At 34.5% G+C, this 24,760-nt stretch carries 30 protein-coding genes; 28 read left to right on the top strand and 2 right to left on the bottom strand.

Annotation, left to right across the window (positions count from 1 at the left end):
• Nucleotides 1-85 precede the first annotated feature (85 nt).
• From EKH84_RS19305 to EKH84_RS22670, 9 genes are all read left to right on the top strand, one after another.
• On the top strand, nt 86-1,153 hold the full coding sequence (locus EKH84_RS19305) for a bifunctional glycosyltransferase family 2/GtrA family protein (RefSeq protein WP_127067549.1): 1,068 nt from the start codon (nt 86-88) through the stop codon (nt 1,151-1,153).
• Nucleotides 1,150-2,172: a phosphodiester glycosidase family protein gene (locus EKH84_RS19300; RefSeq protein ID WP_127067548.1), complete on the top strand. Its 1,023-nt coding sequence runs from the start codon at nt 1,150-1,152 to the stop codon at nt 2,170-2,172. Before EKH84_RS19305 ends, EKH84_RS19300 begins: the two co-directional genes overlap by 4 nt.
• Nucleotides 2,153-2,551 (top strand): hypothetical protein, encoded by a 399-nt coding sequence (locus EKH84_RS19295; protein ID WP_127067547.1) that lies wholly within the window; start codon nt 2,153-2,155, stop codon nt 2,549-2,551. The genes EKH84_RS19300 and EKH84_RS19295 overlap by 20 nt, the downstream gene beginning before the upstream one ends.
• Nucleotides 2,552-2,683: 132 nt before the next feature.
• Nucleotides 2,684-3,025 carry a DUF6054 family protein gene (locus EKH84_RS19290; protein WP_127067546.1) on the top strand — a complete coding sequence of 114 codons (342 nt, stop codon included), beginning with the start codon at nt 2,684-2,686 and terminating at the stop codon, nt 3,023-3,025.
• Between the two features lie 123 nt (nt 3,026-3,148).
• Complete coding sequence (locus EKH84_RS19285; RefSeq protein WP_127067545.1) at nt 3,149-3,808, top strand: YoaK family protein; 660 nt, start codon at nt 3,149-3,151, stop codon at nt 3,806-3,808.
• Nucleotides 3,809-3,890: 82 nt separating this feature from the next.
• Nucleotides 3,891-4,751, top strand: coding sequence for an AraC family transcriptional regulator (locus EKH84_RS19280; RefSeq protein WP_127067544.1), 861 nt, complete (start codon nt 3,891-3,893; stop codon nt 4,749-4,751).
• 50 nt (nt 4,752-4,801) lie between these two features.
• The gene (locus EKH84_RS19275) at nt 4,802-5,266 is read left to right on the top strand and encodes a GyrI-like domain-containing protein (RefSeq protein WP_127067543.1); all 465 of its coding nucleotides are present in this window, start codon (nt 4,802-4,804) and stop codon (nt 5,264-5,266) included.
• 102 nt (nt 5,267-5,368) lie between these two features.
• The gene (locus EKH84_RS19270) at nt 5,369-5,935 is read left to right on the top strand and encodes a TetR/AcrR family transcriptional regulator (RefSeq protein WP_013658240.1); all 567 of its coding nucleotides are present in this window, start codon (nt 5,369-5,371) and stop codon (nt 5,933-5,935) included.
• A gap of 97 nt (nt 5,936-6,032) precedes the next feature.
• Complete coding sequence (locus EKH84_RS22670; protein WP_256372382.1) at nt 6,033-6,155, top strand: hypothetical protein; 123 nt, start codon at nt 6,033-6,035, stop codon at nt 6,153-6,155.
• A gap of 188 nt (nt 6,156-6,343) precedes the next feature.
• On the opposite strand, the gene nagA is transcribed toward EKH84_RS22670, so the two are convergent.
• The gene (gene nagA / locus EKH84_RS19260; protein ID WP_127067542.1) at nt 6,344-7,483 is read right to left on the bottom strand and encodes an N-acetylglucosamine-6-phosphate deacetylase; all 1,140 of its coding nucleotides are present in this window, start codon (nt 7,481-7,483) and stop codon (nt 6,344-6,346) included.
• Nucleotides 7,484-7,785: 302 nt separating this feature from the next.
• Here nagA and EKH84_RS19255 point away from each other — a divergent pair, with 302 nt between their 5' ends.
• Both EKH84_RS19255 and EKH84_RS19250 read left to right on the top strand, forming a co-directional pair.
• The gene (locus EKH84_RS19255; RefSeq protein WP_013658238.1) at nt 7,786-8,622 is read left to right on the top strand and encodes a DegV family protein; all 837 of its coding nucleotides are present in this window, start codon (nt 7,786-7,788) and stop codon (nt 8,620-8,622) included.
• Nucleotides 8,623-8,902: 280 nt separating this feature from the next.
• Nucleotides 8,903-10,288: an MATE family efflux transporter gene (locus EKH84_RS19250; RefSeq protein WP_013658237.1), complete on the top strand. Its 1,386-nt coding sequence runs from the start codon at nt 8,903-8,905 to the stop codon at nt 10,286-10,288.
• Between the two features lie 49 nt (nt 10,289-10,337).
• Here EKH84_RS19250 and uppS read toward each other — a convergent pair whose 3' ends face one another.
• On the bottom strand, nt 10,338-10,982 hold the full coding sequence (gene uppS / locus EKH84_RS19245; RefSeq protein ID WP_013658236.1) for a polyprenyl diphosphate synthase: 645 nt from the start codon (nt 10,980-10,982) through the stop codon (nt 10,338-10,340).
• A gap of 257 nt (nt 10,983-11,239) precedes the next feature.
• Here uppS and EKH84_RS19240 point away from each other — a divergent pair, with 257 nt between their 5' ends.
• The 17 genes from EKH84_RS19240 to EKH84_RS19165 all read left to right on the top strand — a co-directional run bounded on the left by EKH84_RS19240 (nt 11,240) and on the right by EKH84_RS19165 (nt 24,654).
• On the top strand, nt 11,240-11,920 hold the full coding sequence (locus EKH84_RS19240; protein WP_013658235.1) for a response regulator transcription factor: 681 nt from the start codon (nt 11,240-11,242) through the stop codon (nt 11,918-11,920).
• Between the two features lie 139 nt (nt 11,921-12,059).
• Nucleotides 12,060-12,968, top strand: coding sequence for an ABC transporter ATP-binding protein (locus tag EKH84_RS19235; protein ID WP_330547561.1), 909 nt, complete (start codon nt 12,060-12,062; stop codon nt 12,966-12,968).
• Nucleotides 12,961-13,758 (top strand): hypothetical protein, encoded by a 798-nt coding sequence (locus EKH84_RS19230; protein ID WP_127067540.1) that lies wholly within the window; start codon nt 12,961-12,963, stop codon nt 13,756-13,758. Before EKH84_RS19235 ends, EKH84_RS19230 begins: the two co-directional genes overlap by 8 nt.
• Nucleotides 13,759-13,787: 29 nt before the next feature.
• Nucleotides 13,788-14,678 (top strand): sensor histidine kinase, encoded by an 891-nt coding sequence (locus tag EKH84_RS19225; RefSeq protein WP_127067539.1) that lies wholly within the window; start codon nt 13,788-13,790, stop codon nt 14,676-14,678.
• Nucleotides 14,679-14,699: 21 nt separating this feature from the next.
• On the top strand, nt 14,700-15,434 hold the full coding sequence (locus EKH84_RS19220) for an ABC transporter ATP-binding protein (protein WP_127067538.1): 735 nt from the start codon (nt 14,700-14,702) through the stop codon (nt 15,432-15,434).
• Entirely contained in the window at nt 15,431-16,168 is a 738-nt protein-coding gene (locus tag EKH84_RS19215; protein WP_013658230.1) for an ABC transporter permease, read from the top strand. Before EKH84_RS19220 ends, EKH84_RS19215 begins: the two co-directional genes overlap by 4 nt.
• A 310-nt stretch (nt 16,169-16,478) precedes the next feature.
• Nucleotides 16,479-16,688, top strand: a complete 210-nt coding sequence (locus tag EKH84_RS22250; protein WP_013658229.1) for a FeoA family protein — start codon at nt 16,479-16,481, stop codon at nt 16,686-16,688.
• A 12-nt stretch (nt 16,689-16,700) separates the two neighbouring features.
• Nucleotides 16,701-16,922 (top strand): FeoA family protein, encoded by a 222-nt coding sequence (locus EKH84_RS22245; protein WP_013658228.1) that lies wholly within the window; start codon nt 16,701-16,703, stop codon nt 16,920-16,922.
• 29 nt (nt 16,923-16,951) lie between these two features.
• Complete coding sequence (gene feoB, locus EKH84_RS19205) at nt 16,952-19,123, top strand: ferrous iron transport protein B (RefSeq protein WP_013658227.1); 2,172 nt, start codon at nt 16,952-16,954, stop codon at nt 19,121-19,123.
• Between the two features lie 46 nt (nt 19,124-19,169).
• On the top strand, nt 19,170-19,310 hold the full coding sequence (locus EKH84_RS19200) for a FeoB-associated Cys-rich membrane protein (RefSeq protein ID WP_013658226.1): 141 nt from the start codon (nt 19,170-19,172) through the stop codon (nt 19,308-19,310).
• Nucleotides 19,311-19,334: 24 nt separating this feature from the next.
• Complete coding sequence (locus tag EKH84_RS19195; protein WP_013658225.1) at nt 19,335-19,949, top strand: DUF3793 family protein; 615 nt, start codon at nt 19,335-19,337, stop codon at nt 19,947-19,949.
• Nucleotides 19,950-20,103: 154 nt separating this feature from the next.
• A complete protein-coding gene (locus tag EKH84_RS19190; protein WP_127067537.1) occupies nt 20,104-20,400 on the top strand; it encodes a hypothetical protein in 297 nt (98 codons plus the stop codon).
• A 53-nt stretch (nt 20,401-20,453) separates the two neighbouring features.
• Nucleotides 20,454-21,494, top strand: a complete 1,041-nt coding sequence (locus EKH84_RS19185; RefSeq protein WP_013658223.1) for a metal ABC transporter substrate-binding protein — start codon at nt 20,454-20,456, stop codon at nt 21,492-21,494.
• The gene (locus EKH84_RS19180) at nt 21,495-22,205 is read left to right on the top strand and encodes a metal ABC transporter ATP-binding protein (protein ID WP_127067536.1); all 711 of its coding nucleotides are present in this window, start codon (nt 21,495-21,497) and stop codon (nt 22,203-22,205) included.
• Nucleotides 22,198-23,025, top strand: a complete 828-nt coding sequence (locus tag EKH84_RS19175; RefSeq protein ID WP_013658221.1) for a metal ABC transporter permease — start codon at nt 22,198-22,200, stop codon at nt 23,023-23,025. The genes EKH84_RS19180 and EKH84_RS19175 overlap by 8 nt, the downstream gene beginning before the upstream one ends.
• Nucleotides 23,022-23,618: a TIGR03943 family putative permease subunit gene (locus EKH84_RS19170; RefSeq protein WP_127067535.1), complete on the top strand. Its 597-nt coding sequence runs from the start codon at nt 23,022-23,024 to the stop codon at nt 23,616-23,618. The genes EKH84_RS19175 and EKH84_RS19170 overlap by 4 nt, the downstream gene beginning before the upstream one ends.
• Nucleotides 23,619-23,784: 166 nt before the next feature.
• Nucleotides 23,785-24,654 (top strand): GNAT family N-acetyltransferase, encoded by an 870-nt coding sequence (locus EKH84_RS19165; RefSeq protein WP_243118615.1) that lies wholly within the window; start codon nt 23,785-23,787, stop codon nt 24,652-24,654.
• Nucleotides 24,655-24,760 lie beyond the last annotated feature (106 nt).

Below are 24,760 nucleotides of genomic sequence, written 5' to 3'. Positions count from 1 at the left end.
CACATTGATTTCAACTAACTATCACTTTCTTACAGTAGATTATTTTTAAGCTTAATAATTAACTTAAGAAAGTTAAGGTGTTTTTATGGCAAATCAAAAACAAGTTATTGTAGTTATTCCGGCATACGAACCTAGTGATGAATTACTTACACTGATTCAAGAAATTAGAAGTCAGACACCGTTTAAGGTGATTATAGTAGATGATGGTAGCGGTTCACGCTATGCACCTATTTTTGAAGAAGCGAGGTTAGATGCTTATGTTATTGGATATAAGGACAATGAGGGGAAAGGAAGCGCTTTAAAAACAGCTTTTTCTTATATACTAAAAAGGTATGAAGAAGCCATTATAGTTACTGCTGATTCAGATGGACAGCATCGGGTCAAAGATATAGTAGCTATAGCAGAAGCTGCCAAACAACATCCCGAAGCACTGGTACTAGGAATTAGAAGCTTTGATAAACAAGTGCCAGTGAGAAGCAGATTTGGAAATAAGATAACTTCTTTTATATTTCAATTATCTTCAGGTATTAAAATTAAGGATACTCAAACAGGACTTAGAGCTTTTGATGGTAAAGCACTTAACTACTTATTAAAGATTCCAGGCAATCGTTATGAGTATGAAATGAATATGCTTATGAATTGGGCAAAGGATCAAAAAGAAATCTATGAAAAGCCTATTGAAACGATCTATAGGAATGAGAATTCAAGTTCACATTTTCACCCAGTTAAAGATTCCTTTCAAATTTATAAGGAAATCATAAAATTTAGCTGCTCTTCATTGATTGCATTCTTAGCAGATTACATTTTATATGCCTTGCTAATTGTGCTTACAAATAGTCTTCCCATTAACCTGAGTATTGGCATAAGTAATGTGGGAGCCAGAATAATGAGTGCTATTTTAAACTATAATCTCAATAGAAAGTTTGTTTTTAAAAGTGACAATAACGTGCTTAAAACAGCCTTACAGTATGCAGCACTTGCAGCGGGAATTTTAGTATTAAATACCTTCCTTTTAACACTTTTAGTTCATACCTGCATTACTAATCAGTTTGTTGCTAAGATTGTAGTAGAATTAGTTTTATTTATTATAAGCTGCACAGTACAAAAACAAATCATTTTTAAAAAAGCAGAAAAAATAGGTGAAGGCAGATGAAACATATCATAAAAAGAAAACCACCGTATTGGTGGGCTATTACATATAGCATATTACTCGTAGGATTTACTAGTTTTGTTTTGCTTAAAGTATTTGTTATCCAATCTACACAGATAGCTGATATTAAGGGTAGTGGCATTTATTTACAAGAAGATAAAGATAACCCTCATACTGAGGGGCAGGAACAAGTGAGTGGAAATTTAGAAACTCATAATGATAGAGATGAGCAGGCAACACAACAAGATACCTCCATTACATCTGATGATAATTCAACTCAAGAGATAGCAGAAGTGACCGATTATTCTTATAAAGATGATAATATAAATATTACCATTAATGAAAAGCAAATAGATGAGACAAAAGTATATATAGTGGATATTCAATTAAGCAATGTAAAATATTTAAAAACAGCTTTAGCGGATAATGCTTATGGCAGAAATATTAAAGAAAAGACCTCTGAAATGGCTGAGCAGAATAATGCGATTTTAGCTATTAATGGTGATTACTATGGTTTTCGGGATTATGGATATGTCTTACGTAACGGAGTGTTGTATCGTAGCAATTATGGAGAAGCAACTGATGAGGCTTTTGTCGTTTATGAAGATGGGAACTGCAAAGTAGTGACAGAAGGTGATGAGACAGCAGAAAGTTTGTTAGATAATGGCGCTGTTCAAATCTTATCTTTTGGGCCAGGATTAATTGAAGATGGCACTATAGCCGTTAGTCAAAATGAGGAAGTAGACCAAGCTAAAAGAAGCAATCCTAGAACAGCCATTGGTATGGTAGATTCACTTCATTATGTTATTGTTGTATCGGATGGTAGAACAAATGAAAGTAAAGGCTTAACACTCTATGAGCTGGCAGAAGTAATGAAGGATAGTGGCTGCAGTGAGGCCTATAATTTAGATGGCGGAGGTTCTAGTACGCTTTGGTTTAATGGTAAGGTTATTAATAATCCTACAGATGGCAGAAAACTAGGAGAACGTGAGGTGAGCGACATTGTCTACATCGGTTATTAAAGGAAAAGAAAGAGTAAGAAAAGGGCTTATTGGGATGTTGGTCACTTCTTTATTTTGTATTATATTTGCCATAATCTATAATCACTTTGGCCATGGCGTCTATTCAGTTTATATGACCTATATGTTTTTATTCCCACTTATTTTAGGAAGCGGTGTATATGGTCTTGTTTTAATTTTACCCCAAATGAAAGGAATTTCTAGACTTCCCTTTAATCTATATAATTCAGGTATTGCTACATTAACGGTTGGTAGCTTACTAAAGGGAATTTTTGAAATAGCAGGGACATCTTCTCCTTATGTAGTGGTTTATTGGTTAGTGGGCACTTTAATGATTGTTTTTTCGGTACTAATTGCAATGAGACAAAGAATAGTTAATTGATTATAAAAATATTTATTGAAGTTTTGAAATGTTTAATATAAACTTATGAGCAAGAGTGGGTAAGACAAATTTTTAAAATAATAAGCTAATAGTTTTATATCACAAAATATTTGACAAGATAAGGTGGGGGTTATGGCTAAATTAGAATGTCAGTTACAGGGTGATTTTAATAAAATTTTAGATGCACTAGAAAAGAAGATAATGGGAGGTAGCATGTCTGCCACCAAAGAAGGTAGTAGTGATTATGTGCTTAATGATATCCGGTGTGCTGTTAGAGTATACGAAAGATATAGTATGCTAGGTGGAAATCGTGTAAGCCTTAATATTACGTTAGTGGGGAATAATGAGAGTTCCTTTTTATCTGCAATTACAGCAGGAGGTAGCCAAGCTGTATTATTTAAAATCAATACTTTAGGTGAAGAAGCATTTTTAGATTGTATTACTAAGGTCGTGAAGCAGTATAGTAAATATTAAATACTTTTATGAATCCTAAGACATCCAGAGATTACTATAAAGATGGCTTGGGATTTTGCTGTATCTACGAATTTTAAGGATGAATAAGTGTAGTAGTGTTAAGAAATAAAGGGGAAATGTCAATTGAAACAGACTAAACAAATGTCAGAAACTTTACTAGTTGGTTCTTTGCTTGCAATGGTAGGAGGTTTTTTAGATGTGTATACTTATTTAACTAGAGGAGGTGTTTTTGCTAATGCACAGACTGGAAATATTGTGTTGTTAGGGATAACACTTTCAGAAGGAAATATCAAAAAGGCACTTACTTATTTGATTCCTATTCTTGCATTTATCATAGGAATTATTGTTGCAGAAGTTATAAAAAATAAGTATAAAACTAAAGAGAGCGTACATTGGAGACAGATTATTGTACTTATCGAAGGCATAACGCTATTCATAGTAGCTTTTATTCCAGATACTCAGAATATGGTGGCTAATGCAATTATTGCTTTTGTATGTTCGCTGCAAGTTGAAAGCTTTAGAAAAGTAGAGGGGAGTCCTTATGCAACAACTATGTGTACAGGCAATTTAAGAAGTGGCACAGAGCTGTTTTATTATTATAGAAAAAATAAGGATCAAAAAGATTTAGTTAAAAGTCTACAGTATTTTTGCATTATCTTATTCTTTATTATCGGAGCTTGTATAGGAACTATTTTAGCTAAACTATTTTTACTAAAGGCGGTATTATTTTCGATAATACTTCTAGGAATTGTTATTTTACTTATGCATAAAAAAGAAAGCTAAAGTGCTATCCTACAGCATATTACATAGAATGTCGGGAAGAATTAAGAAAGTTGTACTATACTTTAATAAAGGTGATGGTTATATGAATTTATTAGATAGTATGAATGAAGCCATACAGTATATTGAAAAAAATCTGGGGGAGAAAATTGATTACGCAGAAGTAGCTAAAGTAGCAGGCTGTTCACAGTGGTATTTGCAGCGAATGTTTATGTCTATTACCGATGTTTCTATTTCTGAGTACATTAGAAGAAGAAGACTAACTTTAGCAGCCTTTGACCTTAAAAATAGTGATCAAAGTATATTAGAGATTGCTTTAAAGTATGGTTATCAATCTTCTGATGCTTTTACAAGGGCGTTTAAGGCTTTACACCTAGTGACTCCTTCAAAGGCTAGAGAAAATGGTGTACTTCTAAAATCATATGCACCCATTACTTTTATATTATCCATTAAAGGAGTGGCGGCTATGAATTATAAGATTCAAGAAAATGAAGCAATGCGTGTCGTAGGGGTTAAAAAATGGTTTTCAACTATTGATAATGGTCAATTAAAAGAAATACCTAAAATGTGGGATGAATTTCCTAAAGAAAAAATGGAAAAGCTCAAAAGTTTATCAGTATCAGGAGAAGTTGTAGGTATGTGCGGGGACATGTATAATGATGGTTTTGATTACTGGATAGGTGTTATCACCGATAAACCATGTCCAGAAGGGATGTGTGAAATGACAATACCAGCTTCTACATGGGCTATTTTTGAAGTCATTGGACCTATAAGACCTTTACCTAATACCATGCAAGATATATGGGGCAGAATTTTTTCAGAATGGCTTCCTAACTCTGGTTATGAGCATGCAGAAGTACCAGAATTAGAATGCTATAGTAATGGTGATTGTATGGCCGAGGATTATAAGAGTGAGATTTGGATTCCAATTATCAAAATGCCATAAGTCTATATTTATTAAATAATATAGTGGACTTGTATATAGAGGAGGATAAAATGGAGATTAAAACATGTACAAAAGAATCTTTTTCTGTAATAGGAAAAGAGGGTTCTACAATGGATGGAGATGCATTTGTTGAAAGACTATGGGATGATGCTAATACTCATTTTAATGAAGTAGGGGGCCTAGCCAAAACAGACGAAAATGGACATATTCTTGGCGTTTGGGGAGCTATGTCAGATGTGACACACTCCTTTAAACCTTGGGAAGATAATTTCACAAAAGGATTATATCTCGCAGGGATTGAGGTGAATGATACAGCTGAAGCGCCAGAGGGTTGGGTAAAATGGACTATTCCTTCATATGAGTATATTTATGTTAAAAGCGAAGGGCTCGATACCTTTAAAGAAGTCATAGCATATCTGAAACAAAAAGGTATTACTCTTGCCGGTGCGGTACATGATTTCAAATGTCCTGAAGAAAATCAGTGGTATATGTTCTTTCCTATACGAAAGCTATAAGTACAATTAAGTTGGTTTTAATAGAGAGATTTGATATAATAAGTTTGATATTTTAAAGAAATAAAGGGAAGAATTTATAGAGCATTTGAAGGGGGACAGTTAATGGCACAAACAACAAAAAAGGCATTAGCAGCATCACTTAAAAAGCTGTTAACTCAAAAAACATTAGATAAAATTACAGTGATAGATATTGTAGAAGACTGTGAAGTGAATAGACAGACCTTCTACTACCATTTTCAAGATATATATGATTTAGTAGAATGGATTTTTGCTACAGATGCAGCTAAGGCACTTGATGGCAAAAAAACGTATAATACTTGGCAGCAAGGCTTTTTGCAAATCTTTGAGTATGTATTAGAGAATAAGGAATTAGTTATGAATACCTATCATTCTGTAAGGCGTGATCAATTAGAGCATTATCTTTATGATGTCACTTATGGCTTATTGATTGGCGTAGTAGAAGAAAAAGCAGTAGGAATGAAAGTGCGTGAAGAAGATAAGCAGGCTATAGCACATTTTTATAAGTTTGGTTTTGTGGGCTTGATGTTAGAATGGATTAGTAGTGGTATGAAAGAAGATCCTGAGCATATTATTGAGCAGCTTAGTATTTTGATGAAGGGCAATATTACGAGATCCCTTGAAAAATACCGTAGTGACCATCAAATCTAGACAGATCACCTAGAATGTATAAATTATGGGTGTTCCAGAGTATTTGGTTCTTGCTATGATGTACGTGTGTTATTAGATTCTACTTCAAAAAGGATGGATGGCAAAAAAACTTACAGACATTAAGCTACCATTTTTAGCAGGGCTTGTAGAAAAAGCTAGTTTAAAGAAAATCCAAGGAACGATCATCGAGGAGTTACTTGAAAGATACCACTTAATTTAAGGTTATAATAAAAGGGACTTTTGCATCATTAATACTTGTAAAGTCCACCGAATAAAAGACCTATGAAGCTAGAGATTTCAACTAGTTTCATAGGTCTTTTTGATAGACATCAAATGGGCCTAAGCCTATAATTTGCTTAAGATAGCTTACATAAGCAATTAAGAAATAAGAAGGTTTTGAAAGAACTATTACTTTAAAAGAATACCACTAAAGAAAATATCTTTAATGGAGAGATCTTTTTTGAGTATAACAAGATGAGCAATCTTACCAGGAGTGATACTACCATAGTTTTTTTCAATACCAATAGCACGAGCTGGGTTGAGTGTAGCTGCTTTAATAGCACTTTCTATAGGTATTCCTATGCTAATGGCAATCCGCAAACAGTCCATTAAATGAGTTGCACTACCTGCAATGGCACCATCTTTAAGGGTAGCTAAATTTTTAGTTACTGTGACAGCTTGCCCACCTAAGCTATAAGTGCCACTAGGCATACCACAGGCCATCATACTGTCGCTAATTAATATAACACGGTCATCACCAAAGAGTTTGAAGGTCGAACGAACTACAGAAGGGTGGATATGAATACCATCGCAAATAAGTTCAACCATACAATGAGGTGTGTCAAAAGCTGCCCCTATTACACCAGGAGCACGATGAGAAAAGGCTGGCATAGCATTATAAAGATGTGTCACATGATTAGCACCAGCTTCAAAAGCTTTTAGTGAAGTAGCATAGTCAGCGGTGGTATGAGCAATAGAAAAAGAGACTTGATTTTTAAAGGCACTAATACATTCATAGGCTCCGGCTTCTTCAGGGGCAATAGCTACTAATTTAATTAAATGATTAGAGGCTTCTAATAACCTAGAAAGCATAGCCTGATCTGGACAACGAAGGTAAGATGGATTTTGTGCTCCTTTTTTTGCATAAGAAAGGAAGGGACCTTCTAGATTGATGCCGCATATGGTTGCACCGAGGGTCTTTGGTGTATAGTTAGCAGCATGTTGGCAAATTTTAAGTAGGCTTTCCTCTGGCAAGGTCATAGTGGCAGGACAAATGGTTGTTATACCTTGGCTTAATTCATAAGTAGTAATTGCTTCTAGCGCTTCATCTGTGCCATCACAAAAGTCATATCCCATACAACCATGAAAGTGTATATCAGTTAAGCCTGGAATGATATAACAGTCTGAAGCATCATATGAGTCAGAAGATAGTGAGGAATGAAATGAGCGTGATTCTTCAAGTCTAGAGATTTTATCCTTCGAAATGAGTATATCCTTTTTTTCAAATAAGCAAGAATCAGTAAAAACAAGGCCATTTTTTATAAGCATAATCATTCTCCTTATCATAGTATTTACCTTGTAACTATGATAGCAATTGAAAAAAGGGACTTCAAGCTTTATCTCATGACTAGACAAAAAGAGAAAAAAACACAGGATTATTATATTGGTATAATACAGTATTTGCTGCTGAAAATATAAATTACAGGAAATGGTATTATGTTGACAAATATATTAAAAAAAGTTATGATAAATAAAACTTTGAAAGTCAAAGTAAATATAAAACGAATAAAGATAAGTAAAAATAGATAGATTAATAATTAAGAAAGAATTCATGAGGGAAGGGCATTCAGATGATTAGAATTATTACAGACAGTACATGTGATTTAACAAAAGCAGATCAGGAGAAACTAGGCATTACCGTTATTCCATTACAAGTCTTATTTGGAACAACTCATTATACAGATGGTATTGATTTATCAGTTGAAGCATTTTATCAGAAGTTAGAAACAGAAAAAGAATTACCAACGACGACTCAGATTAATCCAGATACGTTTATAAATGCATTTGAAGAGTATTTAAAGCAAGGAGATGAAATCATTGCTATTTTACTATCTTCTCATTTAAGCGGGACTTATCAATCAGCAGTGATTGCTAAAGAGATGCTAGAAACAGACAAAATTCATCTGATAGATTCTCAAAATGTAACACTTGGTTTAGCATTATTAGTAGGTGAAGCTTCTAAATTAAGAGATCAAGGATTAAGTGCAAGTGAGATTGTAGAAGAGATAGAACTACTCAAAAATAAAGTAAAGCTAATTGCTATTGTAGATACACTTAAGTATTTACAAAAGGGCGGTAGAATTTCAGCGGCAAGTGCAGTAGTAGGAACTGCACTTGGTATTAAGCCTATTGTACAAGTAAAAGACGGTATTGTTCAGGTGTTAGGAAAAGAACGTGGACAGAAAAAAATGTATAAGTTTATTGCTCATTATTTAGAAGAACATCAAATAGATACTCAGTACTGCGTAGTGTTTGCTCATTCTATGGCGGAAACATCACTTAAATCGCTGAAAGAAATGATTGAAGAAAAGTATAATATTAATGATAACCGCACGGTATGCATTGGAAGCACAGTGGGAACACATGTAGGACCAGGGGCAGTAGGTGTGGCGTTTATAGCCAAATAAAAAGGACTAATAAAGCAAGAAATCCTATGCTGTGTATAATCGGCATAGGATTTTTTTTCATATTCACTTCTATACCGCTATTATATATATAAAACACTAAAGTTAGAATATTCTAAGATGAAATATTAATTGATTGAGAGAAAAAAGTAAAGCAATTAATGAGTATAAAGTTAAAAAAATTTAAATAAATTGTCTTATCTTAGGAGGTATGATATATTAGAATGAAAATTAATAAAAAATATAGATTAATCAATAAATAAAAGACGGAAGAAGGATCTCGATGTTTAGCGCATTAAAAAACAGATTATACGATAGTTCAAAGATTGATAGCGATAATAAGCTATTTAGTAACAAGGCATTATGGGTATTATTATTCCCTATTATTATAGAACAGCTTTTAAACTCTTTTATGGGTATGGCTGATACCATGATGGTTAGTAATGTAGGGAGTTCCGCTATATCGGCAGTTTCTTTGGTGGATTCTATTAATGTTTTAGTGATTCAAGTCTTTTCAGCTATGGCAACTGGTGCTACCATTATTTGTTCACAGTTTCTAGGTAGAGGAGATGAAAGGAGAACTAATAAGGCAGCGAGGCAAGTTGTGTTAACAATGGTGGTTATTTCGGTTACATTAACCATTCTTTTAATTAGTTGTCGAAGCTGGCTTCTTAGTTTTATTTTTGGACAAGTCGAGTCTGAGGTTATGGCAGATGCTAAGGTCTATTTTTTGATTACAGTATTATCATATCCGTTTATAGCTTTGTTTAATGCAGGTTCTGCTTTTTATAGAGCCGGAGGTAACTCTAAATTTCCTATGAAAATAGCTGTTGTTTCAAATCTACTTAATATTATAGGCAATATCATTTTAATATTTGGCTTCCATATGGGAGTTGCGGGAGCTGCACTATCTACACTGATTTCAAGGATATTTTGTTGTATGGTCGTATTTTATTTTCTAGGAAAACCTAAGCAACCTATTGTACTTAATGAGTATTTAAAAATAAGACCTGATTTTCCACTGATCGGTATGATTTTATCTGTTGGTGTGCCCGCGGGCATTGAAAATGGTATGTTTCAATTTGGTAAATTAGCTATTCAATCTACCGTGTCTACACTAGGTACAGCTGCTATTGCAGCACAAGCAATGACCAATATTTTAGAAACAGTTAATGGAATAGCTGCAATTGGTATAGGTATTGGGTTAATGACTATAGTTGGCCAGTGTATGGGCGCAGGAAGAAAAGAAGAAGCAAAATATTACATAGTAAAGTTGACAGGCTATGCCGAAGTGGCTATTATTTTATCTTGCTTGTTTGCCATGGCCATTACAAAGCCTATTACCTATCTAGCAGGTATGGAAGCAGAAAGCGCAAAGCTTTGTTTTGAAATGATGATTGCTATAACAATTGTTAAACCTTTTGTATGGGTATTATCTTTTATTCCTGCTTATGGTATGAGAGCAGCAGGAGATGTGAAGTTTTCAATGATTGTATCTACTCTAACCATGTGGTTATGCCGTGTGGCACTATGTGTCTATTTATGTAAGGTATGGGGCTTTGGGCCAATAGCAGTATGGATTGGTATGTTTGCTGATTGGACTATTAGAGGCATTATATTCTCCACAAGATTCTTTAGCGGCAAATGGGCAGAAAAACAAGTGATATAATAAATTGTAGAATTATTTTATATTAGAAGCGTTTATAGATGTAACCCTTTTAGCCACCAAGGGTTACATCTTGTTTATTGTACCATTCTATTGCCCGGGAAAATTGGTCTTTAGAAAACTCAGGCCACATTTCATCTAAGGTATAAAAATCAGCATAAACCGATTGAACAGGAAGTAAACCTGATAAGCGATTTCTTCCACCCCAACGGATAATAAGGTCAATTCTAGAGATATCTTTAGAGCAAAGGCAGTCCATAATGGTATGACGATTAGTAGTATCTGTATGCATATGTCCAAGGTCCCATTCCCAACCGTAATTAACAAGAAAGTTAACTTTAGTGGTTCCGGTGCCAAAAGCAACACGCTCTTTGGTATAAGGAAGTAGCTCACTAGGAAACATAGGAGACTGGGTATTGCCAACAACTAATAAGCGAACATCTTCATTTTTAATAAGATTAATGGCATCTATGCAGGCATCAACAAAGGCTTTAACCTGAACAGGTGGCCTTTTACAATTATCAGTAGTAAAACCATAATAGGTAAGTTCTTCAATACCGTAAGTTTTAGCAAGGCGAAGGGCCTCTACCCCTGGATTTAACCCATGCTCATAGCCTTGGTGCTTTTCAAGACCAGACTCATTAGCCCAGCGTCTATTACCATCAGGAATTATGGCAACATGTTTTGGAATTCTCATAAAGTGTTAAACTCCTTTTTTAGGGTAAGTATTACCAGAAGACAAAAGATTTAATCAGTTAGTAGCTTATAGATTTGTCTATTTAGGTCAAGAAATGAGGAGGATCTTTTATTACAATCATTTTTGGGGGATAGGGATGGATATAAGTCCACCTTTACTCCTTTTTATTTTGGGACAATATATGATAGAATACTATTAATAGTTAATTAATTTAGTTTGATAAGAAATCAATAACTATCATGAGGTTGGAGAGCTATATGGAAAAAATATTAATTATAGAAGATAATAAAGATGTCAATTTATTATTAAAAGAAACGCTAATAAGCGAGGGATATGAGGTGATTTCAGCTTTTGATGGGTTAGAGGGAACGAAATTAGCTAAAAGTGGTGAATTTAACTTGATTCTATTAGATATTATGCTTCCTTATAAAAGTGGTGATGAGATTTTAAAGGAAATTCGTACCTGGGGAGATGTGCCGGTTATTATCTTATCAGCTAAAGATATGGTAGGGACTAAAATTGATTTACTTAAATTAGGGGCAGATGACTATATTACCAAGCCATTTGATTTAGGTGAAGTAGCAGCTAGAGTTGCGGTACAGTTAAGGAGAGCACATAAGCAGATGAAAGAAGCAGAAGTACTGTCTTATAAAGATTTAATCGTAGAGAAAGAAGATAAAAGAGTAACTGTAAATGGGCAAGAAGTAGAATTAACAGCTAAAGAGTATTCAATGTTAGAGTTATTACTTAATAATCCTAATAAGGTATTTTCTAAAGCCAATATTTACGAAGCTGTTTGGAATGAAGAGTATCTAGGGGATGATAATGCAGTCAAAACCCATATGAGTAATTTAAGAAGCAAACTAAAGAAAGTAAATGCAGAAGCAGAATATATAGAGACCGTATGGGGTCTGGGCTATAGACTTTATAGAGGGTAAAGAAGAATTAACTTTTTCTTTACCTCTTTCTTATTTTTCTTAACCTTTTCTAAACCTTTTCAGTTTAAACTAAAACTATAAAAGAGTAGCTACTGTTTTTATAGCCTAACAGAAAGGAATTGCCATGAGAGAATATATATTGAAAACATATGGACTTACTAAACGTTACAACAACTTTATTGCCTTAAATAATGTAGATTTATCTTTAGAGTCAGGGAAAATCTATGGACTAATTGGTCAAAATGGGGCGGGAAAAACAACTTTAATGAGGCTTATTGCAGGATTAAGTATTCAGACTTATGGCGCTATCGAACTATTTGGACACCAAGAAGAACGGCAAAGGCAAGAAGAATTAAAGCGCATAGGTATTTTAATAGAAGAGTCAGGCTTAAATGGTAATATGACAGCCAGAGATAATTTAAGATATTATCGAATCATGAGGGGAATTCCAGGAAGTGAATTAGAAGAAGAACTTCTTGAAATGGTGGGGCTTAAAGAGTCTCATAAAAAGAAAGTTAAAAATTTTTCACTTGGAATGAAGCAAAGGCTTGGTATTGCTATCAGTTTATTAGGGAATCCTGAACTACTCCTATTAGATGAACCTATTAATGGTCTAGATCCAGTAGGCATTGTAGAAGTACGTGGGTTGATTAAAAAAATCAGTGAGGAAAGGCATGTAGCCGTTCTTATCTCAAGCCACAATTTACCGGAGCTTTATCAGACCTGTACAGACTACATTATTATAGATCAAGGAGAAATTAAAAAAATACTAACGCAGGAGAACCTAGAGGAAGAATGCCAGCACCATTTACTCATTAAGTGTGAGAAAGTAGAAGCTCTAGTAGCGGTATTAGAAATGAAGCTAGGAACTACAAGATTCAAAGTAATGCCTGATAGAAGTGTTAAGCTTTATGATTATTTAGATCAAAGAGAAAAGGTGATAAAGATCCTTTTTGAAAATAACATCTTACCTACTCATTTTGCTTTAAGTGGAGATACATTAGAAAGTTACTTTTTATCTGTTATAAGGGGGGAACAAGGTGTTTAATTTAATTGCAGCGGATTTATTTAAGCTTCGTAAATTAATAGCAGTTAAAGTAAGTATACTCTCTTGCATGATAAGTGCAGTTTCCTTAACTATAATGAGCTATGGGATTTCCAAGGGTTTTATAAGTGAAGCAATAAGTGGAGATCTTTCGGGATTAACAGAAATCATGATGATTTCCCTTTTTGGTTCATTGATGGCAGGAGTAGTTATATGTCAAGATTTCGAGGATAAAAGCATGCATCATGTGATTTCGGCGGGAGTAGGAAGAAGTACGATTGTGAGAAGTAAATTCATTACTTTTGGACTCATGATAGCCATTTTATTATTACCCTACTTATTGACTACTTTAGTAGCAATGCTAATAGGTGTATCTTTGCCGGACAAGATTGTTGTGTCTACTTTTCTCAAATGCCTAGCAGATGCTAATGGGCAAGCAATAAGTGGTGTACAAATAGGAAAATTAGTCATTATTTATATAGCAACTGTAGTGGTATATGTAGCGAGATTAAGTATATGTATTCCGTTTGCTTTGATTATTAAAAAGCAGATATTTGTTATGATTGGAGGTTTTGCAGGATGTGGATTAATAGATATTGTTGTGGGCCTATTAGGAGAACTGCCTATTTTTTCAATTTTACTGGGTTACACACCTTATTCTAGAATTTATATGATTTTAGGCTTGGAGACGAATATTGCGGTGTTAATAAAAGCTATCATAGTTAATTTGATATTTATTTTTATTATGGGTGTCATAAGCTGTAAAATTTTTAAAAGAGTTGAGGTTAAGTAAGGAAGCTTGGGAAAAGGATGGAGGAACATATGGCTTATTTGGTAGGAATATTAATAACAATCATCATCTTGCTGCTAGGTTATATTGGAGTAATAGAAATGCAGATTAGAAGTATGAGTGAGCAGCTAGAAAGAAGACTAAAGGCGCATACACGTCAAAATATAAGCGTGCAGCTAGTCAGTAAAAACTTAAATCAATTGGTGATTTGCATTAATAAGTGCCTAAAGGCAGAAGAAAACTTACGTTTAAAAAGCATGCAAGAAGAAAAGCAATTTAAAGAAATGATTGCTAATATTTCTCATGATCTAAGAACACCTCTTACGGCCATTCAAGGCTATCAGCAGCTTCTTGAAAAAGGAGAACTCAGCGAAGAACAAAGAAAAAGGTTAGCAGTTGCCAGAAAACATAGTGAAGAACTAAAAGGTTTGATAGATCACTTTTTCGAATATGCTTATCTTTTAAATACACAGCCAGAAATAAAATTAAAGCATATCAATTTAACAGGGCTAGTAACCGATTGTTTAATTGCCTCTATCACAAGTTTTGAAGAAGCGAATAAGCCTCTTGAGTTTGAGGAAACAGCACCTGTTTATGTAGAAGCAGATGAAGAAATGGTAACTAGAATTGTGCAAAATCTTATTCGCAATAGTGTAGAGCATTCAGAAGGAACTATAAAAGTAGAGGTTTTAAGTAATAAAGAAGGAATACTTCGTTTCATCAATCCCGTTAGGGAACCGGAAAAAATAGATATCCAGAGATTATTTGAAAGATTTTATTCTGGGGATGAGGCCAGAAGCCGTATGGGAGGGCTTGGCTTATCTATAGTCAAATTATTAGCAGAGCAAATGAAGGGGAACGTTACTGCTGAAATAAAAGGAGATTTACTTGAAATTAAGGTGACATTACCATTAGCGCAATAAGAAGCTTAGGGAGGGATTATAATGATTGCGATTCAAACAAAGAGTTTGACTAAGAAATATGGGAAGAAAACAGCTGTTGATGGACTAAATTTATCAGTGAATCAAGGAGAACTTTTTACTTTATTAGGGGTGAATGGCGCGGGGAAAACAACCACTATCAAAATGCTTTCTTGTCTTATAAAGCCTACAGAAGGAGATGCTACATTACTTGGTGATAGCATTGTTAAAAGTCAGTATGCGGTAAAAGAGAAAATCAATGTTTCACCACAGGAAACAGCAGTGGCACCTAATTTATCAGTCAAAGAAAATTTAGAGCTTATGGCAAAAATCTATGGATGCAACAAAATAGAGAGTACCCAAAAAGTTGATGAGATGCTACGCATTTTTAGATTAGAGGAAGTGACAAATGATAAAGCGAAGACTTTATCTGGAGGCATTCAAAGAAGACTGAGTATTGCCATGGCACTTATTTCAGAACCGAAAATATTATTTTTAGATGAGCCTACATTGGGGTTAGATGTTTTATCAAGAAGAGAACTTTGGAGTGTCATTCAACATCTAAAGGGGAAAATTACGATTATTTTAACCACTCATTATATGGAAGAGGTAGAAGCACTCTCAGATCGTGTAGGCATTATGGCAAATGGAAAAATGAAAGCCATAGGAACAGTGGAGACTTTAAAGGAACAAACACATACAAAGAGTTTGGAAGAAGCCTTTGTATCCATTGCAACTATAGAGGGGGGGAAACAATGAGAGTATTTGCTTTTACATCACGAAATAGAAAAGAAATTTTAAGAGATCGTTTAAATTTGATGTTTGGACTTGGCTTTCCACTTGTGTTGTTGTTTCTTTTATCAGCCATTCAAGCTAACATTCCAGTAGATTTATTTGTAATTCATAAGCTTATTCCAGGCATTGCTGTATTTGGTCTTTCTTTTATCTCACTTTTTTCGGGTATGCTTATTGCCAAAGATAGAGGGACGTCTTTTTTAATGAGACTTTTTACTACTCCACTTACAGCATCTGATTATATTCTTGGCTATACTTTGCCGCTATTACCTATTGCGATTATGCAAAGCTTAATTTGCTTTATAGCTGCATTTTTTCTGGGGTTGGAGATTAGTATGAATGTCGTTTTAGCACTCCTTGTTATGTTACCAACATCTGTTTTATTTATAGGATTTGGCCTTTTAGCAGGTACTTTATTTAATGATAAACAGGTGGGTGCTGTATGTGGGGCACTCTTAACCAACTTAAGTGCTTGGCTTAGTGGAACTTGGTTTGATTTAAGCTTGGTAGGCGGTTGGTTTAAAACAGTTGCTTATGCCATGCCTTTTGCTCATGCTGTAGAGGCGGGAAGAGCCGCTCTAACAGGTAACTATAGTGAGATCATGCCCCATCTGTGGTGGGTGATTGGTTATGCAGTCGTTATTATGGCTGTTGCGATCATCATTTTTAAAAAGAAAATGAATAGTGACCAGATTTAAAAGAGAAAAGAAGTATTAAGTTATAAGGGAAAATGATAATTGTAAGCGAGGAATTACTGCGAATAGGTTCTAAACAAAAAGGAGAGTGTGTTTAACTAGATAACACACTCACTTTTGATTCTCTAAAATAGGTTGTCAGGTTAATAATGAGGAAATAATTAATAAATTAAGCATAGTTCAAATAGTCAAGTTTTGATAATAGGTATCAATTAGATATTGACAATAAATCTCAACTAGAATATACTAAATTTAAGAAAAATGAAAATTATTATCAAGATATAATTTTTATCAAAATAAAGAGGGTGATGATATGCCTTTAACAATGGCAGGTATCGGAGAAAGCAACTTGATTAAGAAAGTTGGCGGTAAAGAAGAAGTAAGGAGATTTTTAGAAAGTTTAGGCTTTGTTATGGGAGGTAAGGTAACAGTAATCTCCAAATTAGATGGCAATGTGATTGTCAATATTAAAGAATCAAGAGTAGCTCTTAATAAAGAAATGGCTAGTAAAATTTTAATATAGAAAGGACGTACTATGAAAACGCTAAAAGAAATGAAATGTGGTGAAACCATTAAGGTAGTTAAGCTTCATGGTATGGGAGCTGTCAAAAGACGTTTGATGGATATGGGACTTACTAAAGGAACAGAGGTTTATGTGAGAAAAGTAGCACCTCTAGGTGATCCTATTGAAGTAACAGTTAGGGGCTATGAACTGTCTCTTAGAAAAGCAGATGCTGAAATGATAGAAGTTGAATAAAGATAGCAGAGGTAGAAGGGAGTAATCAAATGTCAATTAAAATAGCACTTGCCGGTAATCCAAACTGTGGTAAAACAACATTGTTCAATGCTTTAACCGGCTCAAACCAATTTGTAGGAAACTGGCCTGGCGTAACAGTAGAAAAAAAGGAAGGTAAGCTTAAAGGGCATGAAGATGTCATTATCATTGACTTACCAGGTATATATTCTTTATCGCCATATACTTTAGAAGAGGTGGTAGCTAGAAATTACCTCATTAATGAAACGCCAGATGTAATTTTAAACATTGTAGATGGAACAAATTTAGAAAGAAATTTATACCTTTCTACCCAACTTATTGAACTTGGTATACCGGTAGTTATGGCTGTCAATATGATGGATATAGTCAGTAAAAATGGCGATCTCATACATATAGATAAGCTTAGTCAAAAATTAGGATGTCCAGTTGTAGAGATTTCGGCTTTAAAGGGTAAGGGGATTAGTGAAGCTGCTGAAAAAGCAGTTCAGCTAGCAAAAGGTAAAAAAGCAGTTCAAAGAGTCCATGAATTTTCTGCGGAGGTAGAAAATGTACTTACCCATATTGAAAGTAAAATAGCAGATGATGTAAAAGAAAATCAAAGACGATTTTTTGCTATTAAACTTTTAGAACGCGATGAAAAAATAAATAGTTTAATGAATAAAGTACCAGATGTATCTGTAGAGATTAATGGGCTAGAAGAGTCAATGGATGATGATACAGAAAGTATTATTACCAATGAAAGATACCTCTATATTACCTCTATGATTAGTAAGTGCTACGTTAAAAAGAATAGAGATCAACTGAGTGTATCAGATCGCATTGACCGCATTGTAACCAATAGATTTCTAGCACTTCCTATCTTTGCAGTAGTTATGTTTATCGTTTACTATATTTCTGTAACCACAGTGGGAACTATAGCCACTGATTGGGCCAATGATGGTGTATTTGGTGAAGGATGGCAGCTTTTTGGTATGACTATCCCAGGTATTCCAGTTATTATTGAAGCCGGCTTAAATGCTATAGGCTGTGCAGACTGGTTAAAAGGATTAGTCTTAGATGGTATAGTTGGTGGTGTAGGTGCTGTTTTAGGCTTCGTACCACAAATGCTTATTTTATTTATATTCCTTGCCTTCCTTGAGGCTTGTGGTTATATGGCAAGAGTCGCTTTTATTATGGATAGGATCTTTAGAAAGTTCGGTTTATCAGGTAAATCCTTTATTCCTATGTTAATAGGTAGCGGCTGTGGTGTACCAGGAATCATGGCATCACGTACCATTGAAAATGATCGTGATAGAAAAATGACAATCATGACAACGACTTTTATTCCATGTGGTGCAAAGCTTCCTATTATTGCACTTATAGCAGGTGCGTTATTTAATGGCGCATGGTGGGTGGCACCAAGTGCTTATTTTGTAGGCATAGCAGCTATTGTTATTTCGGGTATTATTTTAAAGAAAACAAAAATGTTTGCAGGGGACCCAGCTCCTTTTGTTATGGAACTTCCAGCATATCACTGGCCAACAGTCGGTAATATCTTAAGAAGTATGTGGGAACGTGGTTGGTCCTTTATTAAAAAAGCAGGAACTATTATTTTATTATCGACAGTCATTGTATGGTTTACTTCTAACTTTGGATTGGTAGATGGTAAACTAATCATGGTAGAAGATTTGCAAGATGGCTTTTTAGCAGATTTCGGCAAGCTATTAGCCCCTATTTTTGCTCCTTTAGGTTGGGGAGACTGGAAGTCATCAGTAGCAGCACTTACAGGTTTAGTAGCCAAAGAAAATGTAGTAGGTACCTTCGGAGTATTATATGGTTTCTCAGAAGTAGCAGAAGATGGAACAGAAATTTGGAGCACCCTTGCAGGCCAAATGCCAGCACTTGCAGCTTATTCTTTCTTAGTGTTTAATTTACTTTGTGCACCTTGTTTTGCGGCTATGGGAGCCATCAAACGAGAAATGAATAATAAAAAGTGGTTCTGGTTTGCAATAGGTTATCAAACTGGCCTTGCTTATCTGGCATCATTATGTATTTTCCAAATTGGTCAGCTCATCACCACAGGCGCATTTGGTTTAGGTACAGTAGTGGCTATTGCGGTAATACTCATGGTGATTTATCTAATAGTTAAACCTTACAGTAAAGTAACGAATAGCATACAAACAAATGATTTAAAAGGCTTATAATGTATATAGCAAGGTTTATGATTTAAACAAGAAGGGATGTGTGCATATGGGAACTTTTATAGTGGGCAGTATAGTTGTAGTCATTATGGGAATAGCTATTAGGAGCATTATTAAAGATAGAAAGAATGGCAAGGCGTGTGGCTGCGGTCAAAGTTGTAAAGGTTGCAGTGGACACTGCAATCATTAGAAGCAGGTAGCAAAGGAGACATCTATGAGTAGAGCATGCATTCAATTAGAAGAAATGACCCAAAAGAAATTGGCAAAGCAGTTAGCTTTTCAATGTGCCCCTTTATTAGTGGGCATTAAAGTTTCTAATATCTTTATTGTAAGTATAGAAGATGAAGAGCATGTCAAAGCATTATTTAAAGAAAGTAGGATTTCGTATGATATCCTTTTTAAATGTGAAAAAAGAATAGTATTTTTCTTGTATCATAAAAAGCATTTACAAAAGCATCTTCTAGAAAGTAAACAACAGCAATTAATGAAGCAATTAGGATATGAGGAAAGTAGCCTAGAAGAAATTTTAAAACAAGTAGCAAGTAGGTATCAATGCTATATGAGTTTCAAACAACAATTCCCCCATGAACTAGGTATACTCCTTGGTTATCCACATGAAGACGTAAAAGCCTTTATAAAGAATGAAGGAAAAGATTGTTTATGTACAGGATATTGGAAAGTTTATTCTAACGTGAATCATGCTAAAAAAATATTTGAAAGCTATGATCAGGCAAAGCAAATGGTATTACAAATGGTTGCAAATGGTATGGACATTAAAGAGATTGTAGAAAAGTATCATGATAAGAAGCAAAGGCCATTGGCTGTTTAAGGTAAAAATAAAGAGGGTGGTAACAGACTGTATTTGAGGCTGTGTACCACTCTTTTAAGTTGGAATATTTAGGAAAATTAGCAGGAAAAGTTGCAAATGATTTGCAATAAGATTATAATAAGGGACAGTAGAGTATAGAAAGGAGGGGACCGAGGTGAGTGAAAAACATAAAAAGATAACAGTCATGCTAGGGTTATTGTTGATTGTTTGTATGTTATTTTCAATTGTGTATATTAATAAAGAAAGTCATCATGATTGTACTGGCCAAGGTTGCCCTATATGTTTACAGATTCATGTAGCTAGAGATTTACTTAACAGTATTAAAGGGGCTGTGCTAGGTGCATTATTAATTCAACCATTGTGCCTTATTAGAGTACATATCCAAGCTGGCGTAGCAGTGAATCTTTCTCAGTCATCGCCTATAACCCTTAAAGTAAAACTTCTGAATTGAAATGATGGTGTTTAAACAAAGAGAAGAACCATATTAAATTTGGAGGGATAGAAATGAATAAAAAAAGAACAGCATTAGCGAGTATTTTTCTCATATCAACAATGCTTTTATTTGGCTGCACAAATAAAGAAGTATCTGGGCCTCAGTCAGACAGGTTAAATATCGTGACTTCAGTTTTTGCACCCTATGACTTTGTAAGACAAATTGTAGGGGATAAAGCGGAGGTGAGCATGCTGTTACCACCGGCGGCAGAAAGTCATTCTTATGAACCGACACCACAAGATATTATCAAGATTCAAAATTGTGATGTCTTTATTTATGGAGGTGGAGATTCTGATGCTTGGGTAGATGGCATATTAGAATCTATTGATAATAAAGATATGAAAGTTATTAAGATGTTAGAATGTGTTGAACTTGTAGAAGAAGAAATAGTGGAAGGTATGCAGCATGAACACGATGAAGAGGATGAACATGCTAAAGCAGATGAACATGATGAAGCGGATGAACATCAAGATGAAGAAGCTCACCAGGAAGAACATGAGGAAGATCATGATCATGAAGCAGTTGAATACGATGAGCATGTATGGACCTCACCTAAAAATGCTATTAAGATTGTAAAGGCCATCGAAGCGGCTGTTATTGAAGCAGATGAGATAAATAAAACTGATTATGAAGAAAATACATCAGCTTATGTAAAACAATTACAAGATTTAGATGCAGCCTTTGAGAAAGTAATTGCTAGTGGTAAAAGAAAAGAAGTCATTTTTGCAGATCGCTTTCCACTACGTTACTTTGTAGAAGAATATGGGCTTAGCTATTATGCAGCTTTTCCAGGGTGTTCTACAGATACAGAGCCTAGTGCAGCAACAGTTGCCTTTTTAATTGACAAAGTGAAAGAAGATCAAATACCTGTGGTATTTCATATTGAGTTATCTAATGAAAGGATGGCAGATACCATTTGTGAGGCTACAGGAGCTAAAAAGCGCCTATTTAATGCTTGTCATAATATCACTAAAGAAGACTTTGAAAAGGGTGTTACCTACTTAGATGTGATGAAAGCTAATGTAGAAACCATTAAGGAGGCACTCAATTAAATGGCACTTATAACATGTAAAGAAGTGAAAATGGGATACGAGGGGAAGATCATATTAGACAATGTCAATTTTACTGTTAATCAGGGTGATTACCTCTGCATTATTGGAGAAAATGGTTCAGGGAAAAGTACATTGATGAAAGGCTTATTGAAACTTAAGTCAGCCTTAGGAGGGAAGATTGGTTATGGAGAAGGATTAGTAGCTAATCAAATTGGTTATTTACCACAACAAACAGATATTCAGCGTAATTTCCCAGCTAGTGTATATGAAGTTGTTTTATCTGGGAGGCTTAATCAGTTAGGCTGGAGACCTTTCTTCAACAATAAAGACAAAAAAGTAGTACTAGAAAAAATGGAATGGATGGGCATTAAGCATCTTAAAGGTCAGAGTTTTCAAGAACTATCAGGTGGTCAACAGCAAAGAGTTTTGTTAGCAAGAGCACTTTGTGCAACGCAAAAGTTATTATTACTAGATGAGCCGGTAGCAGGCTTAGACCCAGTTGTTACAGCTGAAATGTACGACCTTATTAAGACAATTAATGAGAAACATGATATTACAGTTATTATGATCTCTCATGATATAGAAGCAGCTGTTAAGTATGCTTCTCATATATTACAGTTAGGTAATAGGCAGCTGTATTTTGGAACAACGAAAGATTATTTAAATAGTGATATAGGAAGAACTTTTGTAGGAGGTGGAGCCAATGCTTAGTACCTTATCAGAAATGCTAGCTTATCCATTTTTAGTAAGAGCACTCATTGTAGGGACTTTAATTTCCCTATGTGCAGCCCTCTTAGGTGTAAGCTTGGTGCTCAAAAGATATTCTATGATTGGAGATGGCTTATCTCATGTAGGTTTTGGAACCTTAGCTATAGCCACAGCTCTCAATATGGCTCCCTTACAGCTGACTATACCAGTGGTTGTGCTAGCTGCCTTCTTTTTACTACATTTAAGTGAAAGTAGTAAGATAAAAGGAGATGCTGCTATTGCACTGATTTCAAGTGGTTCTTTAGCAATTGGGGTAATGACCGTTTCACTTACAACAGGCATGAATACAGATGTATGTAACTACTTATTTGGGAGCATTTTATCCTTAAGTCAAGCGGATGCAACCTTAAGTATTTATTTATCTATAGCAGTTCTTGTTTTATTTGTCATTTTTTATGTACGTTTATTTGCCATTACCTTTGATGAAACCTTTGCAAGGGCAACAGGTACTCATACAAAAGCTTATAATATGGTAATCGCATTTTTAACAGCTATTACTATTGTATTAGGGATGAGAATGATGGGAGCCTTGCTTATTTCAAGTCTTATTATTTTCCCTGCTTTAACAGCTATGAGGGTGTGTAAGAAATTCTTATCGGTAGTAATCTGTTCGGCTATGATCTCGTTAGTTTGCTTTGCAACTGGAATGGTGATTTCTTATGAATTTGCTACACCATCAGGTGCTAGTGTGGTTTCTGTTAATATTGTTATGTTCTTAGTATTCTCAATGATTGGTATGATTAGAGGAGGGGTAAAACGATGAAAGAAGCAATACGTATAGTAACAATAGTACTGGGGCTTTCTTTCATCATGACAGGGTGTACTACTAATGAAACACTTAGTAAAGACCAAGGAAGTAAGACTCAGAAAGAGCAAGAAGCAGCAGAAGAAATCATATTACCCAGTGAGAATACGAACACAAGTGATATTGTTAGTGATGAGCAAAAAAGTGTATCCCCTAGTGAGAATGATGTGACAAGTATAAATGAAGATGTAGAGGTATTAGAAATCACAGAAAAAATGTATGTGAGCTATGTGAATGAGATTTATACTAATACAGCTGAATATGAAGGGAAAAATATTAAATTAGAGGGTATGTTTACTTCTGCTTATGATGAAAGTACCAAGCAAACCTATTATTTTGTTTACCGAACAGGTCCAGGCTGCTGTAACAATGATGGGAGTATGTGTGGCTTTGAATTCACTACTAGTGACACAATACCTGAGGAAAATGATTGGATAGAAGTTGTTGGTACTTTAGAGAGCTATGAGGAAAATGGCTATACGTATCTTACTTTAAGAGATGCAGAGGTAACTATTAAAACTGAACGTGGGCAAGAGGTAGTTTATCAATAAAAGCAAGGCACTTGTGAAAAACAAGTGCCTTTTTATGCGTAAAAATAGATGGCGCATATTTTCTTCAGAAAAATAGATGAGTTTGATAGATAGAGGTAGTAACAGGTATAATAAAATAAGTACATATTGGGTTAAAGTATTCTGGATAAAAGAAATGGGGAAAAGTATGAAATATAGATATGTGGTAGATTACAAAGGGGACAAGAATTTAAGAGAGAGCTTTAATACATTGGCTATAAAAACATTTGATATTAGCTTTAATAGTTGGTATGAAAAAGGACTTTGGGGAGATCAATATATTCCTTATTCCTTAGTGGATCATAATAAGGTGATTGCTAATATTTCTGTTAATCTTATGAGATTTCAGCAAGATGGCATAGCTAAGAATTATATTCAACTAGGTACAGTTATGACAGACGAAGCATATAGAGGCCAAGGACTAAGCAGATTTTTAATGGAACAAATACTAGCAGAATATAAAGATAAAGTAGATGGTATCTACTTGTTTGGTAATGATAGTGTATTAGAATTTTATCCTAAGTTTGGATTTAAGCCAGCAAAGGAGTATCAATATAGTAAAAAGGTTTGTACGAAGGGCAATATGAAGACAGCCCAAAAGGTTGATATGTCAGAATGCAGTAACTGGGAAAAATTATTTGCAGCTAGTAAAACAGCAGAACTAAATGGTAGATTAGCTATGAGCAATCAAGGACTATTAGGTTTTTGGATAACAGGCTATAAGAAAAATAGCATTTATTATATGCCAGAACAAAAGGCCTATGTTATAGCAGATATAGAAAATGAGGTACTAACACTCCACGAAATTTTTGCAGGTCAAAGATTAGCATTAGATGAGGTAATTACTGCTTTTGGCAGTGGTATTAAAGAAGTGATATTAGGATTTACACCTTATGAGATTGGAGGGTATACAATTAAACCTTATCATGAAGAGGATTGTACCTTGTTTATTATAGGAGACAACTTAAAGATTGTTGAGGAACAAAAGCTAATGTTTCCAACAGTATCACATGCATAGTTTTATAAGTATTATTGAACTAATAATGAACAGAATGATATAATTAGCAATATAGAATGTTTAAATTAATATTAAAAACGATGAGTTATTAAAGAGAAAGGAGAAT

The organism is Cellulosilyticum sp. WCF-2 (assembly GCF_003990395.1).
Taxonomy (GTDB): domain Bacteria; phylum Bacillota; class Clostridia; order Lachnospirales; family Cellulosilyticaceae; genus Cellulosilyticum; species Cellulosilyticum lentocellum.
The sequence above is the reverse complement of the archived record's forward strand: the minus strand, read 5'-3'. Positions and strand labels throughout refer to the sequence as shown.

Bases quoted from the DNA above. Each gene is read 5' to 3' on its own strand.
- EKH84_RS19305 (WP_127067549.1), top strand. From the start codon at position 86: ATGGCAAATCAAAAACAAGTTATTGTAGTTATTCCGGCATACGAACCT.
- EKH84_RS19300 (WP_127067548.1), top strand. From the start codon at position 1,150: ATGAAACATATCATAAAAAGAAAACCACCGTATTGGTGGGCTATTACA.
- EKH84_RS19290 (WP_127067546.1), top strand. From the start codon at position 2,684: ATGGCTAAATTAGAATGTCAGTTACAGGGTGATTTTAATAAAATTTTA.
- EKH84_RS19280 (WP_127067544.1), top strand. From the start codon at position 3,891: ATGAATTTATTAGATAGTATGAATGAAGCCATACAGTATATTGAAAAA.
- EKH84_RS19275 (WP_127067543.1), top strand. From the start codon at position 4,802: ATGGAGATTAAAACATGTACAAAAGAATCTTTTTCTGTAATAGGAAAA.
- EKH84_RS19270 (WP_013658240.1), top strand. From the start codon at position 5,369: ATGGCACAAACAACAAAAAAGGCATTAGCAGCATCACTTAAAAAGCTG.
- EKH84_RS22670 (WP_256372382.1), top strand. From the start codon at position 6,033: ATGGCAAAAAAACTTACAGACATTAAGCTACCATTTTTAGCAGGGCTT.
- nagA (WP_127067542.1), bottom strand. From the start codon at position 7,483: ATGCTTATAAAAAATGGCCTTGTTTTTACTGATTCTTGCTTATTTGAA.
- EKH84_RS19255 (WP_013658238.1), top strand. From the start codon at position 7,786: ATGATTAGAATTATTACAGACAGTACATGTGATTTAACAAAAGCAGAT.
- EKH84_RS19250 (WP_013658237.1), top strand. From the start codon at position 8,903: ATGTTTAGCGCATTAAAAAACAGATTATACGATAGTTCAAAGATTGAT.
- uppS (WP_013658236.1), bottom strand. From the start codon at position 10,982: ATGAGAATTCCAAAACATGTTGCCATAATTCCTGATGGTAATAGACGC.
- EKH84_RS19240 (WP_013658235.1), top strand. From the start codon at position 11,240: ATGGAAAAAATATTAATTATAGAAGATAATAAAGATGTCAATTTATTA.
- EKH84_RS19225 (WP_127067539.1), top strand. From the start codon at position 13,788: ATGGCTTATTTGGTAGGAATATTAATAACAATCATCATCTTGCTGCTA.
- EKH84_RS19220 (WP_127067538.1), top strand. From the start codon at position 14,700: ATGATTGCGATTCAAACAAAGAGTTTGACTAAGAAATATGGGAAGAAA.
- EKH84_RS19215 (WP_013658230.1), top strand. From the start codon at position 15,431: ATGAGAGTATTTGCTTTTACATCACGAAATAGAAAAGAAATTTTAAGA.
- EKH84_RS22250 (WP_013658229.1), top strand. From the start codon at position 16,479: ATGCCTTTAACAATGGCAGGTATCGGAGAAAGCAACTTGATTAAGAAA.
- EKH84_RS22245 (WP_013658228.1), top strand. From the start codon at position 16,701: ATGAAAACGCTAAAAGAAATGAAATGTGGTGAAACCATTAAGGTAGTT.
- feoB (WP_013658227.1), top strand. From the start codon at position 16,952: ATGTCAATTAAAATAGCACTTGCCGGTAATCCAAACTGTGGTAAAACA.
- EKH84_RS19200 (WP_013658226.1), top strand. From the start codon at position 19,170: ATGGGAACTTTTATAGTGGGCAGTATAGTTGTAGTCATTATGGGAATA.
- EKH84_RS19195 (WP_013658225.1), top strand. From the start codon at position 19,335: ATGAGTAGAGCATGCATTCAATTAGAAGAAATGACCCAAAAGAAATTG.
- EKH84_RS19185 (WP_013658223.1), top strand. From the start codon at position 20,454: ATGAATAAAAAAAGAACAGCATTAGCGAGTATTTTTCTCATATCAACA.
- EKH84_RS19180 (WP_127067536.1), top strand. From the start codon at position 21,495: ATGGCACTTATAACATGTAAAGAAGTGAAAATGGGATACGAGGGGAAG.
- EKH84_RS19175 (WP_013658221.1), top strand. From the start codon at position 22,198: ATGCTTAGTACCTTATCAGAAATGCTAGCTTATCCATTTTTAGTAAGA.
- EKH84_RS19170 (WP_127067535.1), top strand. From the start codon at position 23,022: ATGAAAGAAGCAATACGTATAGTAACAATAGTACTGGGGCTTTCTTTC.
- EKH84_RS19165 (WP_243118615.1), top strand. From the start codon at position 23,785: ATGAAATATAGATATGTGGTAGATTACAAAGGGGACAAGAATTTAAGA.